12 protein-coding genes are annotated in these 14,548 nt (G+C 49.6%); 6 read left to right on the top strand and 6 right to left on the bottom strand.

What is annotated here, in order from left to right; genetic code table 11:
- The first annotated feature begins 63 nt into the window (after nucleotides 1–63).
- Nucleotides 64–777 carry a cation efflux transmembrane domain-containing protein gene (locus ACSF8W_RS19670; RefSeq protein ID WP_500848843.1) on the top strand — a complete coding sequence of 238 codons (714 nt, stop codon included), beginning with the start codon at nucleotides 64–66 and terminating at the stop codon, nucleotides 775–777.
- Between the two features lie 123 nt (nucleotides 778–900).
- Here ACSF8W_RS19670 and ACSF8W_RS19665 read toward each other — a convergent pair whose 3' ends face one another.
- Nucleotides 901–1,383 carry a LabA-like NYN domain-containing protein gene (locus ACSF8W_RS19665; protein ID WP_500848842.1) on the bottom strand — a complete coding sequence of 161 codons (483 nt, stop codon included), beginning with the start codon at nucleotides 1,381–1,383 and terminating at the stop codon, nucleotides 901–903.
- A 197-nt stretch (nucleotides 1,384–1,580) separates the two neighbouring features.
- On the opposite strand from ACSF8W_RS19665, the gene ACSF8W_RS19660 reads away from it, so the two are divergent.
- Both ACSF8W_RS19660 and ACSF8W_RS19655 read left to right on the top strand, forming a co-directional pair.
- On the top strand, nucleotides 1,581–2,327 hold the full coding sequence (locus tag ACSF8W_RS19660; RefSeq protein WP_500848841.1) for a YggN family protein: 747 nt from the start codon (nucleotides 1,581–1,583) through the stop codon (nucleotides 2,325–2,327).
- A 218-nt stretch (nucleotides 2,328–2,545) separates the two neighbouring features.
- Nucleotides 2,546–2,701 carry a hypothetical protein gene (locus ACSF8W_RS19655; RefSeq protein ID WP_500848840.1) on the top strand — a complete coding sequence of 52 codons (156 nt, stop codon included), beginning with the start codon at nucleotides 2,546–2,548 and terminating at the stop codon, nucleotides 2,699–2,701.
- Between the two features lie 126 nt (nucleotides 2,702–2,827).
- Here ACSF8W_RS19655 and ACSF8W_RS19650 read toward each other — a convergent pair whose 3' ends face one another.
- Both ACSF8W_RS19650 and dcuC read right to left on the bottom strand, forming a co-directional pair.
- On the bottom strand, nucleotides 2,828–5,278 hold the full coding sequence (locus ACSF8W_RS19650; RefSeq protein ID WP_500848839.1) for a YgiQ family radical SAM protein: 2,451 nt from the start codon (nucleotides 5,276–5,278) through the stop codon (nucleotides 2,828–2,830).
- A 298-nt stretch (nucleotides 5,279–5,576) separates the two neighbouring features.
- A complete protein-coding gene (gene dcuC / locus ACSF8W_RS19645) occupies nucleotides 5,577–6,944 on the bottom strand; it encodes an anaerobic C4-dicarboxylate transporter DcuC (protein ID WP_500848838.1) in 1,368 nt (455 codons plus the stop codon).
- A gap of 598 nt (nucleotides 6,945–7,542) precedes the next feature.
- Between dcuC and ACSF8W_RS19640 the strand changes: the two genes are divergently transcribed.
- The gene (locus ACSF8W_RS19640) at nucleotides 7,543–8,823 is read left to right on the top strand and encodes a glycoside hydrolase family 18 protein (RefSeq protein WP_500848874.1); all 1,281 of its coding nucleotides are present in this window, start codon (nucleotides 7,543–7,545) and stop codon (nucleotides 8,821–8,823) included.
- A 126-nt stretch (nucleotides 8,824–8,949) separates the two neighbouring features.
- On the opposite strand, the gene glpC is transcribed toward ACSF8W_RS19640, so the two are convergent.
- The 3 genes from glpC to glpA are packed head-to-tail and all read right to left on the bottom strand — an operon-like array spanning nucleotide 8,950 to nucleotide 13,174.
- Entirely contained in the window at nucleotides 8,950–10,161 is a 1,212-nt protein-coding gene (gene glpC / locus ACSF8W_RS19635; RefSeq protein WP_500848837.1) for an anaerobic glycerol-3-phosphate dehydrogenase subunit GlpC, read from the bottom strand.
- On the bottom strand, nucleotides 10,158–11,480 hold the full coding sequence (glpB, locus tag ACSF8W_RS19630; RefSeq protein ID WP_500848836.1) for a glycerol-3-phosphate dehydrogenase subunit GlpB: 1,323 nt from the start codon (nucleotides 11,478–11,480) through the stop codon (nucleotides 10,158–10,160). The genes glpC and glpB overlap by 4 nt, the downstream gene beginning before the upstream one ends.
- Nucleotides 11,477–13,174 (bottom strand): anaerobic glycerol-3-phosphate dehydrogenase subunit A, encoded by a 1,698-nt coding sequence (glpA, locus tag ACSF8W_RS19625; RefSeq protein WP_500848835.1) that lies wholly within the window; start codon nucleotides 13,172–13,174, stop codon nucleotides 11,477–11,479. The genes glpB and glpA overlap by 4 nt, the downstream gene beginning before the upstream one ends.
- Before the next feature lie 329 nt (nucleotides 13,175–13,503).
- Here glpA and ACSF8W_RS19620 point away from each other — a divergent pair, with 329 nt between their 5' ends.
- Both ACSF8W_RS19620 and ACSF8W_RS19615 read left to right on the top strand, forming a co-directional pair.
- Nucleotides 13,504–14,181, top strand: a complete 678-nt coding sequence (locus tag ACSF8W_RS19620) for an HI_1241 family integral membrane domain (RefSeq protein WP_500848834.1) — start codon at nucleotides 13,504–13,506, stop codon at nucleotides 14,179–14,181.
- 95 nt (nucleotides 14,182–14,276) lie between these two features.
- On the top strand, nucleotides 14,277–14,465 hold the full coding sequence (locus ACSF8W_RS19615; RefSeq protein WP_428476123.1) for a DUF4250 domain-containing protein: 189 nt from the start codon (nucleotides 14,277–14,279) through the stop codon (nucleotides 14,463–14,465).
- Nucleotides 14,466–14,548: the final 83 nt, after the last annotated feature.

Here is a 14,548-nt window from a genome sequence, read left to right as displayed (position 1 = left end):
ACTAAGAATCAAGTTAAGAAATTCAAAAGTAACTGACGAAAAGCATGTCGGTTCGAGGTTTATATGCAGTGTAATGTATCTTTAGAACGAAAACTATTACAGCTATCAACAGTGTCAGCGTTGCTGTTTGCGTTGATGGGTATCGGCTTAGGCTTATGGATGGGATCACTCGTCATTGTGTTTGACGGTGCCTACTCCTTGGTAAGCTTGACACTGACTGTACTTTCGTTGGCGGCAGCCAGTTACATTCGCTCCCCAAGAGGTCGCCAACAGGCTAACGTGAAGATGATTGAGCCTGCAGTGATCGCCATTAAAGGCTTGGTCATTACCCTGATGTGCGGTATCTCATTGGCTTCCGCGGCTGAAGCCATCAGTACCGGTGGTCGAGAAGTGAACACCGGTTTAGCGTTGGCATTTGGTGTGGTGAACATTGCTGGTTGTTTGGCGACGTACTGGATCATTAAAACCCAAGGTGCGCGTACCGGTTCTGCATTAATTGCAGCAGAGTCGAAACAGTGGATGATGGATACCGTGATCAGTGCGGCAGTCATGATGGGTTTTGTGGTTGCGACCGTTTTGGCGTATATCGGCCTGGGTGAGTACGCGGTGTATGCCGACCCGGCTATGGTTATTATTGCTTCGTTGTACTTTGTAGTGGTTCCGATGAAAATGGTGGTGGGGGCAGTAAAGACCTTACGTGCACTTTCTCGTGAACAGGCAATAACATCATGTCATGCGAAAAGCAGCAAAATAGTAGGTGCAATGCCACATTGCTGAGCAGAACGGTCTGAGCAAAGCGATGCTGAATAGTCAGGATCAAAAAAGGCGGTCAGTTTTTACTTACCGCCTTTTTATGTGTGCGTACGACGCAGTCACGATTGTTTGGCGTTTGTTTAACCGCTATTTACGATTAAGGAGTAACGTCTCTTCAATTTCACGGAAGTGATTCGCGGTATTGATTAAAGAAGCGGCTGTTAGACCTGGAACACCGTAGATCTCGACATCGACTCCGTATTTGGACTGCACTTTCTCTACCAGCAGATCAAAGTCACCGTCACCGGATAGCAAGATCACACGATCCACAGACGGTGCTTGTTCAATCACATCCAAGGTGATCCCCACATCCCAGTCACCTTTGGCGGAGCCATCACTGCGCTGAATAAACGGCTTAAGTTTGACCTCAAACCCGATCCCGCGCAGGATATTTTGAAATTGCCCCTGTTTCTCATCGCCACGATGAATGGCGTAAGCAAAGGCTGCCACCACGTCCCGCCCTTGCGTAGCTTCAGCCCAAAAGGCGTTGTAATCGAAATTACAGCCATACGTATCTTTAACGGTGTAGTAGATGTTTTGAACATCAACAAAAATGGCAACTTTTTCCACAGTGACTCTTCTTAGATATGAGTAGAGCTGTAGAGTAACAGATCCTCACCATAGTCACAAAATATGGATAACGCCTTGTTTCGTTACAGAAGTGGGGCAAACATCATCACAGGGAGGCTGGTCAGAACGCTTGTCCCTGCACCGTAATCGTGTGAAAGTATATGCATGATGACTCGATACAAAAAGAAAACAGATTAATGATGAAAAAGTTAGGATTAGCCCTGTTGCTGTTGCCTGCATCGTTGAACGTGCAAGCGCAAAGTTGCCCAGTGAACGTGCCCAATGATATCCATGTCAACGATAAGCAGGTGGCGTTGTATCAGCAAGGTGCTGCAAAAATGGTGATTGATGAAAATAATCAATTATTCATTAATGGAAAGAAAATGGATTTGGATGCCGCGCAGCAAAAAGCAATCGCGGCATACCGTGAACATGTGCAGGCGTATTTGCCTAAAATGGCTGAACTGGCGGATGATGGTGTCGCCATCGCCAACGGGGTCGTGACGGAATTAGCGGCAAGCTTGGGCGGTGAAGAGGCCTTTGCGGGCACGCATGCCTTGATCGACCAATACAGCGAGAAAGCCAAAGCGAAATTTTATCCAGAGGGGCAATTTGTGCTGCCCGCTGATATTTTTTCTACCGTCGAAAGCGATTGGCGACAAGAGTTTGAGCAGGCGATGAAGCATGTGAGTGCCGAATCGATGGCGGCCATGTTTGCTGCATTATCAGCGGAGATGAAAGACGGCGAGTTGAACTTCACCGAGTTCCAGCAAAAGATGTTGGATTTGAAAACGCGCATGCAAACGAGCATAACAGAACGTTCAAAAGTCGTGGCGAAACAGGCTGATGAGGTCTGTGGTGACGTGAAGGCGTTGGCAGAAGAAGAGCAGCAGCTTCAAACGCTGATCCCTGAATTGAAAAACTACCCGATGTTTGAAATCTAAGCCAAGCGTGTAAGGCTTAACAACATAACGAATATAAAAGTAAGCATAAAGCGATGGTTACCCATCGCTTTTTTATTGGCCGAGATTGTTTATTTTGACGTAAAAAGCGAAATTGGTGTCATCGCGCAGACAGACTGAACCGTTTATTGATAGGGTGGGGGTATGAGTAAGTTGTCGGTAGGCTTGCGGTGAGTGAGCACTCAATCAAGGAGTCGAAGATGATTAAACTGGCGGTTATTTTTATATTGTTACTGGTCGGTGGGTTGGTGACGAAATATTTGGATGAGAGATCACAGAAGAAATTCGTGTTGGGATTGGGGCTGTTAGGCGCGCTGTATATCGTCGGCGTGATGGCTTACGAGTTGATGCGATAGCAATACCTTGGTAGCGATACCGCAATAGCGACAGTGATAGCACGATAAAAAACAGCCCGCAAGAGGCGGGCTGAAAAGTGTTATGTTTGGCTTAATGGCATTTTAAGTTACAACGCATAGGCGTGATTAACGCGCACGTGAATGGCTCGGTTTGCCACCTTTACCACCACTTTGAGCGCGACCTTGACCGCCGCCTTGGCGTTGGCCTGCGGGTTTCCCGTTACTGCGTTGCGGGCGATTGCCATTGTTGCTGCCGCCATTGCCACCACCATTACCTTGGCTGCGCACTTTGCCTTGACCGGATGGCTTGTTACCGTTACTTGCACCCGTACCTGCGCCTGCTCGTTGCCCCGGTTTGCCTTTGCCTGCACCTGCGGGCTTGTTCGCGCCGGTATGCTGATTACCCGTTTGATTACCGCCGTGGTTGCGGTTAGACGATTGACCGCCGCGTTTGCCATCTTTACGGATATCCGGCTGATTCGGGTGTTTCGTGGCGAAACGCTTCGCACCGTGACGGCCTGAACCACGACGCTCTGCTGGCGTCAATTCCGCATCACTGCCTTCTGCAGGAACCAAACAATTGGCGCGATCACCAATCAAGTGCTTCTTGCCCATATTGACCAGTGCTTCACGGATCAACGGCCAGTTCAGTGGGTCATGGTAACGTAACAAGGCTTTGTGCAAGCGACGTTGACGCTCCCCTTTGGCCACAAACAAATCTTCACGTTTTTTGTATTTCACGCGTTTCAATGGGTTTGTTTCCGAATGGTACATGGCGGTCGCGTTACACATCGGTGACGGGTAGAAGTTCTGTACCTGATCACACTGGTATTCGTTTTGCTTCAACCACAGCGCCAAATTTAGCATGTCATCATCGGTGGAACCTGGGTGCGCTGAAATGAAATACGGGATCAAGTATTGCTTTTTACCCGCTTCCGCACTGTATTTTTCAAACATGTTTTTGAAGCGGTCATAGGTGCCCATGCCCGGCTTCATCATCAGATCCAGCGTGCCTTTTTCTGTGTGCTCTGGGGCAATTTTTAAATAACCGCCCACGTGGTGTGTCACCAATTCACGCACATACTCTGGTGATTCAACCGCCAAGTCATAACGTACGCCAGAGGCGATCATGATTTTCTTAATGCCTTTCACGTTACGGGCATTACGATACAAATCAATCGTATGGCGGTGATCCGTATTTAGCTTTTCACAGATCTTCGGGAAAATGCACGAAGGACGGCGGCAGTTGGCTTCCGCTCTTTCGTCGGAACAGCCAAGGCGATACATGTTCGCTGTTGGGCCGCCTAAGTCAGAGATTGTGCCGGTAAAGCCCGGGACTTTATCGCGAATTTCTTCGAGTTCGTTCAAAATCGATGCTTGTGAACGGTTTTGAATAATACGCCCTTCGTGTTCGGTGATAGAACAGAATGAACAGCCACCAAAACAGCCACGCATGATGTTAACCGAGGTTTTGATCATGTCATAAGCGGGAATTTTTGCTTTGCCGTAGCTTGGGTGCGGTACACGTGCAAACGGCAAACCGAACACAAAGTCCATCTCTTCGGTGGTCAATGGAATGGGTGCACGGTTGATCCACAGTTCACGATCTGCGTGTTTCTGTACCAATGCACGGCCTGAATGCGGGTTGGTTTCCAAGTGCATCACACGGCTTGCGTGTGCATACAAAATACGGTCGTTCGCCAGTTTTTCATAAGAAGGCAGACGCACGACGGTGGTCGCAGCATCGTGGCGTGATGGGCGCACATGGACCACTTGTGGCTGCTCGCTTTTTTCTTCTTTATTGGTTGCGCAGGTTTCTTCGGTGGCATACGGGTTTTGCATCACCATTGGACGCCCCGGCTTTTCAATGCGAGATGAGTCGATTTCCTTATAATGTTCAGGGATCGCTTTCATCATGACCGCGGTGCCCGCGATGCCTGTTAGCGTTTTCACGTCTTCGCCATTAGACAGGCGATGTGCGACTTCCACTAACGCACGTTCTGCGTTACCAAACAGCAAAATATCGGCTTTCGCATCCATCAATACTGAGCGACGTACTTTGTCTGACCAGTAATCATAATGCGCGAGGCGACGTAGGCTCGCCTCAATACCACCCAGCACGACAGGCGCATCTTTGTAGGCTTCGCGACAGCGCTGTGAGTACACCAATACCGCGCGGTCAGGGCGCTTACCACCTTCATTGTTTGGCGTGTAGGCATCATCATGACGCAGTTTACGGTCAGCCGTGTAGCGGTTAATCATGGAATCCATGTTGCCCGCGGTAATACCGAAGAACAGGTTCGGCTTACCCAGTGCCATGAAGGCATCTTTGTTTTGCCATTCAGGCTGGGCAATGATGCCGACGCGGAAGCCTTGCGATTCGAGCAAGCGGCCAATGATCGCCATGCCGAAGCTTGGGTGGTCAACATACGCATCACCGGTAACGATAATAATGTCGCAGCTATCCCAGCCAAGGGCGTCCATTTCTGCGCGAGAGGTCGGCAGGAAAGGCGCCGTACCGTAGCATTCTGCCCAGTATTTAGGATAGCTGTTAATAGGAGTTACTTCAGTGTGCATATTTTGACCTCAATTTTTGAAGGCGGGAATTATAGCCCTTAGCAAAACAACTATCTAGCCCTTATCCCATCAGGGCTGGCGGCTTATTAACCCTGTTATAAATAGGGGTAAGGTGTGTTTTCACGGGATTTATCCAAGCCGTTGCGCGCAGAGGCGGTGATTTCTTGTGTCTTTGTCTGTGAATCAGAAGCATAGCTTATTGGGTGATGAATCAGTGTTGGAGGAATGTGGAATGAAAAAAAAGCCCCGCATTATCATGCAGGGCCTAAGTTGTTTTGAATAACTGTCTAGTGACGGATTAAGCGTGCATCGGTACCAGTATCATGGTGCCGATAATCACGGTCAACAGACCACAAAGTACAGGGACAGAGGTACGTTTTACTACCTCAAACGGACTGACGTTACCCATGCCCGATGTTGCCACGATAACACCCGATACTGGTGAAATAGTACGACCCAGGTTAGAGGCTTGCAGCATTGGGATGATCAAGAACGCTGGGCTCAAGCCCATCTTACCGGCCAGTGCAGGGGCCAATTCCACGAATGCGTAGAAAGGTGCGTTACCTGAACCGGTTGCAATAGCTGCCGCAACAGTCAGGCCTGTCAGCAATAGCATCAGCGCAAAACCACCGGCACCGGCTGATTCTGCTAAGCCAATCAGATTATCAATGGCACCGATAGACATCAGGCCTTGTGCAAACACGCCCGCAGCAACCAATAGCATCACCACGCCTTTAAACGCTTCAGCCATGCCTTGGTAACAAGATTCTAAATCTTCCAACGTTTGTTTACCGTTGAAACGTTTAGTGACGTAATCCACCAGTGCGCCAATCACGATAGACATCACCACAATGGTGTAAATATCCAGTGTCAGACCTGGAATCGTTTCGCCGTTGAACGCAAAAACACCAATGATTGGCAAGAATGGCAGAATAGAGTAGTAACCTGGCGCCTTCACTTCCATTTCAGAAATGTCGACTTTTTCCATCACGATATTTTCGCGCTTATCCAAGAATCGATTCCAGAAGAACGCGGCGGCGGCCATTACGATGATGGCACAGATTGAAACCGGCAATACTGTTTCAACGGCAAAGACATGCAGAGGCAGCCCTGATTTTTCTGCTGCAACAATCACATCCCCAGACGTCGGAGACAGAATGATTGCGGCCGGCGAGGCACACACGGCAACAGCGGCAGGGCGAGAGATCCCCATGGCTGTCATCATTGGGAACAAGGTCGCCATTAACAATACGCCAAGGCCCGTTGCAGAGCTGACGGCCAACGACATCAAACACGCCACGATGTAAGCCGCAACCAGCAGGGTGTAAGGCGACTTAATGATAGACAGAGGCTTTGAAAATTGTTTTACCACGACGTTGTTGGCACCAATGTGCGTCATGTAAGACGCAAAGCCACACAGCAACATGATTTGCATACCCAAACCGCCACCCCGGTTTTGCAGCATGAATTTGATGTATTCGAGCGAGTCAGTAACAAAGTTACCGGTGGATTTGATTTTGGCGGGCAGAACATCATGGCCCATTAAGCCAGTGATCAGAAGCAGTAGTAAACCGGCGGCGAGTAACACCCCTGCGGCTTTATATCCCTTGATAATGAAGTAGCCAACGGCAATTGTGACCGCAAGGCCAATAAATAGCTCCAACATGGTAAAACATCCTCTTTAACCATTAATGCTGATGGAATAAGTCAAAATATGTCAGTGTGACGTACTTGCTTACAAATAAACTACCGATAAATCTATCGAAAAAGATCATCTAACTCGACATAAATTCCGCTTCTTTATGATCTTAAGCCGTATTTTTAGCAGCCTGTTAGCCTTGTGCAACAGAAATGAAAATGAATTGATTTTTGTCTGTGTTGTAGCGGTTAAGTATTAATTTTCGGCTGTATTTTGCACAATTTCAATTCAAGTGCTTGTAAATAAAAGGTTGTGTTTGCGCCAGAGAAAGCGATGGAGAATTGGTTTGTAAGTGAGATGTTGCTGATTGGTTTTGTTGTTAACACCTTGTGCGGGATTGTAATGGAATGGATGACATCACAGATTGATATGTAACTATTTTCTCATCAATCAATAACGTTATAGCGTGTCGCATTTCTGATTACCCATTAAGGGCATTACGTCAAAATGGGGGTGCTGTACAAAAAATGAGCGATACAGCCGTTACACTGGCCCGTGCAATAATAACGATGAGAAGGAAAGCGTCATGAAAACGGCAGTATCACTGGCAGTCGCCTCATTGCTCATGGTGCCCACTGTAATGGCACAAACTGCGCCTTCGGCACAAGCCCCCGTTGTGGCGGGCTACTTTGCCGATTGGCAGTATGACAATGAACAAAACCCCTATACCGTGGATGATATCCCTGCTGACAAGCTCAGCCATATTATCTACGCCTTTTTGAGCATGTGTGGACCTCACGATGGCGCGAGTAAGAAAGTACAGCAGCAAGTGGCAGAAGCCTGCAAAGGTAAAAAGCCGTTCTCGGCGATTATTGTCGATCAAGAAGCGGCGCTGGAGCATGACTTTGGCCCCGTTAACGCCCGAGTTGATTACAAAGGACACTTTGCTCAGTTAAAAGACTTGAAAGCGGCGCACCCCACTGTGCGCATTTTACCGTCGTTTGGCGGTTGGACCATGTCTGAACCTTTCCATGCGATGGCAAAAGACAAGGCGGCGATTGAGCATTTCTCTCGCACGGCAGTGGCACTGATTGCGCAGTATGATTTCTTTGATGGCATTGATCTGGATTGGGAATACCCGGGTGGTGGCGGGTTAACAACCTCGCCATGGAACCCTGAAACCAAGCTGACCGATGCACAAAAAGCCCTCGAAAAAGACGCGTACACCCATTTAGTGAAATCGTTGCGTGCAGAGCTCGATACCTTGTCGGCGAAAACACAGCGTGAGTATGAGTTGTCAACTGCTGTCGGCGTCGGCGCCAAAGCGGAAGGGATTGATTGGGCGGCGGTCGCCCCATTGATGAACAACATGTTTGCCATGACCTATGACTACCTTGGTGGGTGGGGGCAGCAAACAGGCCACTTGACGAACTTGCATGCTACGCCGGATGGCTGGTGGGGCATGGGAACGGATGTGTTCATTGAAAAAATGGTCGCTTTGGGGATCCCGAAAGAAAAACTCGTTGTCGGTGCGGCATATTATGGCCGTGGCTGGGAAGGCACCAAAGGGTTTGATGGCCAGTCGTTAGCCTCTGATTTAGTGTCAGAAAAAGGTGCGACATTCGGTACTGATCCGAAAGAGCCGGGGTACTTCATGTACTGGGACTTAGTGCGTAACTACACTGTGAAGGACGGTTACCAGAACGGGTATGATGAAAAAGCCCATGCGCCGTTCTTGTGGCACCCGAAGAAAAAAGTCTTTATCACCTATGAAGATATGCGCTCGATAAAAGCCAAAGCCGATTGGGTGAAGAAAAACAAATATGCGGGGATGTTCGTGTGGGAGTTATCGGGCGATCCGGATAATGTATTAACCGAGACCATGGCGGATAATCTGAAACGTTAGCCGCAACGTTGAAGCGATATTGAAATGCTCCTGAAACGATAGAGAAGTAAGCCATTCGTCCGGCCTGAAAACCGATGACGAATGGCTTTGTTGGTTAGCGCGCGGTAACGCTCACTCTAGCGCGGATCAGGCCAGCGCCATTGCTAGCAAAGAAACCGGATGAATCGTGTCTAAATCCGTGTTCTCTTCAATTTGCCACTTACAGGTTTCGCAATCGGTAATCGCAAAGTCGGCTTTTGAACGTTTGATTTGCTTGAACAGATCGTTACCGATCGCCATGGAGGTTTCGTAGTTCTCGGTCTTAAAGCCATAGGTGCCTGCTAAGCCACAACATTGGCTGTCCAGCACGGTCACTTCCAAGCCTGGGATCATTTTCAGTAGTTCAATGGTATACAAGCTGCCGCCCGTACGCTCAAGGTGGCACGGTGTGTGATACACAATTTTTTTGTTGATTGGCTTCATCTTTGGCGCATTGCCGTTCATGAATTGCTTTAACAAAAAGCGTGTGACGTATTCAATGCGATCTGCGACGCCGCTGTTGTCGATCTTCAACACATTCGGGTATTCCTCTTTCAAGGTGAATGAACAGGTCGAAGAGGTTGAGACAATTTGGCTGTCGTATTTTTCAATCGCGGCAGAGAAATTTTTCACGTTCAAACGGGCATTTTTCTTCGCTTTATCAAAGAAGCCGTTAGCGATCAGCGGCACGCCACAGCATTTTTCTTTGTCCAGCAGTTGCACCCCAATGCTCATCGCATTCATCACTTTGACAAAATCTTTGCCCAGTTGCGGGTGGTTATAGTTCACGTAACAGCCGTGGAAATAGTGCACCTGTTTGGGGTACAACGCTTGGCTGGTGCAGTTTTGCTTGTACCAGCGACGGAACGTACCGTGTGAATATTTCGGTAGGCTCTTGTGATCATGCACCCCAATGGTTTTATGCATCAGGGTTTTGACCGGTTTGAGCCCGGTAATGGTATTGACGATAGGGGCAAACGGCGTAGCGACCGAGCCCATCATGTCGGTGTGGCTGAGCACAAAATCACGGATGGTTTTGATATTCATCGGCAGTTTGGCGTGCTCATCCCGGGCGACGGCGATCATGTCACCGATTTTTACGCCTGACGGACACGCGGTTTCACAACGCTTGCAGTTGGTGCACAGCTTGAGCGTTTCGTCATAAAAGTCTGGGCTTTTAATGCGCAGGCGTTCACCGTCTGGGCCGCATTGTTTCGGTCCTGGATAGTGCGGGTTGGCTTTGGCGACCGGACAGTAAACCGTACACACGGTGCATTTAATGCATTGATCGAAACTGGTGTCTTTTTTAATCAGGCTCATGCGTGTGTCCTTTCTTGTGTGTCGGTCTTACTGTTATGTGCGCGGATCATCTGTTGGGCGACATAGTGGCCGGTTGAAATGGCCACGCCGGAACCAGAACCTTCCTGTACCGGATCGTAATGGGCCAGAATTGCGCCCGCACAGTACAAGTTAGTGATGGCGTCACCGGCCATTGTTGGGTTCAGGTTGTCCGTACACGCGACACCCATCTTCATGAACGGGTGGCTGCTTGGGCTGAAAAATTGTGGCTGATACCAGTGATCGCGGTGCGGGGTATCGGTGATATCGAGACCAAAAATCGGCTCGGTCACACAGTGACGCTCGGCTTTTAGGCCTTTGCTGAAAAAGCTGCCGCTGGCGATCAGAAAGTGATCTGCTGCGAGCGCAATGTCTTCATGGTGACGGGTGTAAATACGCTTGAGCTGGCCGTTTTCAATGTCACCGCCTTGCACTTCATCACCCATGAGCAGCAAGCCACCGAGTTGTTTAAAGTGGGACTTCATGGTTTCTTCAAGGCGGATCCCCAGCAGTGAAGGGGGCATGGTCGGGATCTCACAAAGGGAGAAACCGGTCAGGCCTTCCAGCAGTTTGATCGTGGCCGCGCCATCACCGTTCCCGAAAATCGCAGGTAAGATCACCAAGTCGGCTTTGCCCACTTGTTGGATCAAGGATTTCGCAAAGGCGTGTAATTTGGCTTCGTCTTTCAACACGCGAGAGATATCGATAGAGCGGAACTCGCACGGGTTACGCTGCATGGTTTCAAAGTCAGGCAGTTCGACTGTGGCCGTCTTGATTTTCACATCACGGAAAGCGTCAAGGGCGGCCAAGTTGCTGGCGGCTAGTTGCGGTTGAAAATCACGGAATCCGTCAACCGTCACCAAGGCGAGCGTGTTGATGCCTTCGGCCAGTTTATGCATCGGGAATTGATGCACCGTTTGCTGCGATAGCCAGGTTGAGCGGAAGGTGCCCATGGGCGTCACGCGGTAATGGTTGCTGCCATCGTCCTGCGCCGTTAAGTACACACCAGACTGCTCCATCATGGCCTGATACCAGTTAATGGCCTCGCGGCATGCGTCTACGCCAATTTTGCTGTAAGGGTGATCCGGGCACTGCTCTGCAAGTGCTGGAAATGCCGCAAACGGGGCGCTGACGGCATCGCCATTGGGTAAATGGCTCAGTACATCAATGGAACCTGAGGAGAAGTGCATGGCACTTTGTCCTGCGGTAATCACGGCGGTTTTCATGCCACTTTCTACGCAACGGATGGCACAACTCAGGCCGGCGACACCGCCACCGATGATGATGCTATCAAATTTCATGCTGTTTCCTCGTCCGTTGCAGATGTCGCTGTTTGGGTAGATGGGTGAACATTTTGGCTTTGTTGCTCAGAGCTGTGGTTTTGTTGTTCCGGTAAATCACTGACCCCAAACAGGCCTTCATAAATCCAGTAGGTGAATTCGCCTTCGCGCAGGGCATCGCCCCAGAACACAGGCTTAATGCCTTTCCAGCGTTCTTCTAAAAATTCTTCTAACAGGTGACTGGCTTGGTTGCCGGTTTTCTTGCCAAATTCCGAAAACAGGCCTGCCGCACGGTAAGAACATAATTCGCCTTGGCATGGCCCCATACCGATACGGGTACGGCGGCGTAAATCAACCAAGTTATGCACATCAAGATCTTTGATGGCGTATTCTACTTCGCCACAGGTCACCATTTCACATTCACAGATCACCGCTTGGCTTTTCTTGTCGTTACTCAAGAATTTTTCAGCGCGTTCGCCGTGACGATACAGGGCGGATTGGTAAACGGGTTTCGCTAAGCTGGCAGTCGGGGCTTTTTTCGGTTTCGCTTGTTCAGAGCCGGGCAGCGGTTTTTCATGGGTGATACACGGTTGGGTATTGCCAAGCTTTTTCGCCACTAAATCGGTTGTCCATTCCGCCATCATGCGGTAGGTCATCAGCTTACCGCCGGTAATGGTGATGAAGCCGTCAAGGCCATCACGTTCGGCGTGGTCAAGCAGTACAATGCCACGGCTTATATTACGGCCACTGGTATCACCATCGACCGCCACTAACGGACGCACGCCGGCATACGCACGCAATACACGGGTATTGGCCATGATAGGCGCTAATTTGGTGCCTTCTGCCAACAGAATATCGATCTCTTTACTGGTGACATGGAGGTTATCGATCTTGTCGTAGTCGATACGCTCAGAGGTGGTGCCGATTAACGAGATAGTGTCACCCGGCACCAGAATGTCAGCGTCAGACGGCTTGCGGCAGCGGTTGATCACTAAATTGTTGATGCGGTAATCCAAGATCAATAACGATCCTTTTGCGGGGAACATTTTGATCGACAGATCGCCGTATTCACAGATTTGCTGTCCCCAGATCCCCGCCGCGTTAACCACTTGCTTGGCGCGGATCTCAATGCGTTGGCCAGTTTTTGAATCCAAACAATGCACACCAACGACTTTTGCGCCTTCACGGATCAAGCCGGTGACATGGGTGTGGTTAAATAACTTTGCGCCGTGCTCGACCGCATCAATCACATTCGATGCCGATAAGCGGAACGGATCTAACGTGCCATCGGGTACTTTGACCGCGCCAATCATGGCGGGGTTACAGTTTGGCTCAAGGCGCAGGGCGTCTTGTGGGCTGAGTTGTTCAACGTTGATATCCGCTTGCTGGCAGGCGGACATAAAGGTTTTCTGGAAATCCAGATCGTCGTCTGGCAGTGAAATGAACAAGCCTTGGGTGTCTTCAACACAATGGCGAGCAATCTTTTTCAGAATACGGTTTTCTTGAATGCATTCTTTGGCCGATTCCTGATCGGTGACAGCATAACGGGCGCCAGAGTGGAGTAGGCCGTGGTTACGCCCGGTGGTACCGGACGCGAGATCGTCTTTTTCGACTAAGATACAGCGGATCCCTCGCAGTGCACAGTCACGCATGATGCCTGTTCCCGTCGCGCCGCCGCCGATAATCACAACATCTGTTTCAAACCAACTAGTCATGTTCGTTTTCGCTTATTGTTTGGTTCGTGGTTCAGGAAAGGGTGTCTTCCTTTTCAATATGGTCAGCAATATGCCATTTAAGAACCTGATATTTGGTGATCAAAAGCGCAATTATGAGCGTTCGAGCATTTTGATTTTCATTTCTGTGCGTTTGGCACGAATATGCGCGAATGGTGAGCAATGTATTAGATGAGCAATGAGTTAGATGAGTAATGTGTCAGGCGGGCTTGCCAATGACCTATCTCTCGAAAATACCGGTGCTATTTGGTATCAGGGAAGGGAGTTGGTATTATCGCCGCTCTTTTTTTCGCATTTTAAGATCGCAACCCATGAACGTAGGCTTACCCTTTTTGATCCCCGCGCTGCTCGGCGCCCAACTTGTTTTGACCATGGTACTCACGAAAGGGGAGATCTGCCCCGGCCAGCGTGGCCGTGTCCATAAAACCTTGCCGGTCTTGCTGGTGGGATGGTTGATCGCGACCGTCTTCCAGCCGTTGGCGGTATTGCCGTTGCTGGCATTGGCGTATTTCACCATGAAGGTGAAAACGGGTAAAACCCGTGATGCGGGGCCGCTTAACGTGTTTTATGCCGCAGACGGTCTGGCGGCGGCGGTGTGGTTAATGACTGCGGTAAGCCTGTCGCTGCCTGTGGTGGTACTGAGTCTGATGGCTATTCCATTGTTTGGGGCATTGTTGGCGCACCTGTTATTGACGCAAGCGCGTACCCGTTTACAAGCGTTCCACCGTTTATTGCCGTTTGCGGGCGTAGCGAGTGCAATCCTCAGCGTGTTGTGCCTGTTATGGGTGGCGATGCAATTGGGTGACGCACAGGCGCAGGCAATGGTGAGTACCATGATTGCAGCGTTGGTATGTTTAGTGGCGGCATTACTGGTATGGGCAATGCATTTATTGAGCGCCAAAACCGTCAACCGTTGGCAATTGCTGACCGCGGCGGCGCTGCTGGTAGGATCGGCCTATTTTGAGTCTGTGCTGATCATGGCTGTCTAAGCGAGCTTGTATATAAACTGTGATGGGTGGCTTTTTCTTTCCTAATGATCCTGTCTATGCTTACTGAGTAACGTCACGTTAGCAAGGAGGTAGGCATGGAGATCACCAATTTATTGGGCATGGATGGCAACATTGTTCTGGGGATCGTGAATGAACGACTTCGCCTGGAATGCTCCACCGTTGAAGAGCTTGTCAGCCGTTATGAACTCGATTTTGATGAGCTTAGCGAAAAAATGGAAGCCATGGGCTACCATTACGATCCCATCAACAATCAATTTAAATAATCGATTAATGTAAAGATAAGCGGGGCGAATAGCGGTTATGTGATCGCCATTGCCCCGGCTATCTGTTGTGATCATTAAGGCGG

The sequence above is a fragment of the Photobacterium sp. 270122K genome, assembly GCF_059941365.1.
Note: the sequence above shows the minus strand (reverse complement) of the source record. Positions and strands in the feature narration are given on the sequence as shown.

Excerpts from the sequence above, each read along its gene's own strand:
- ACSF8W_RS19640 (WP_500848874.1), top strand. The coding sequence starts at position 7,543 with ATGGTGCCCACTGTAATGGCACAAACTGCGCCTTCGGCACAAGCCCCC.
- ACSF8W_RS19660 (WP_500848841.1), top strand. The coding sequence starts at position 1,581 with ATGATGAAAAAGTTAGGATTAGCCCTGTTGCTGTTGCCTGCATCGTTG.
- dcuC (WP_500848838.1), bottom strand. The coding sequence starts at position 6,944 with ATGTTGGAGCTATTTATTGGCCTTGCGGTCACAATTGCCGTTGGCTAC.
- ACSF8W_RS19615 (WP_428476123.1), top strand. The coding sequence starts at position 14,277 with ATGGAGATCACCAATTTATTGGGCATGGATGGCAACATTGTTCTGGGG.
- ACSF8W_RS19620 (WP_500848834.1), top strand. The coding sequence starts at position 13,504 with ATGAACGTAGGCTTACCCTTTTTGATCCCCGCGCTGCTCGGCGCCCAA.
- ACSF8W_RS19655 (WP_500848840.1), top strand. The coding sequence starts at position 2,546 with ATGATTAAACTGGCGGTTATTTTTATATTGTTACTGGTCGGTGGGTTG.
- glpA (WP_500848835.1), bottom strand. The coding sequence starts at position 13,174 with ATGACTAGTTGGTTTGAAACAGATGTTGTGATTATCGGCGGCGGCGCG.
- glpC (WP_500848837.1), bottom strand. The coding sequence starts at position 10,161 with ATGAGCCTGATTAAAAAAGACACCAGTTTCGATCAATGCATTAAATGC.
- glpB (WP_500848836.1), bottom strand. The coding sequence starts at position 11,480 with ATGAAATTTGATAGCATCATCATCGGTGGCGGTGTCGCCGGCCTGAGT.
- ACSF8W_RS19650 (WP_500848839.1), bottom strand. The coding sequence starts at position 5,278 with ATGCACACTGAAGTAACTCCTATTAACAGCTATCCTAAATACTGGGCA.
- ACSF8W_RS19670 (WP_500848843.1), top strand. The coding sequence starts at position 64 with ATGCAGTGTAATGTATCTTTAGAACGAAAACTATTACAGCTATCAACA.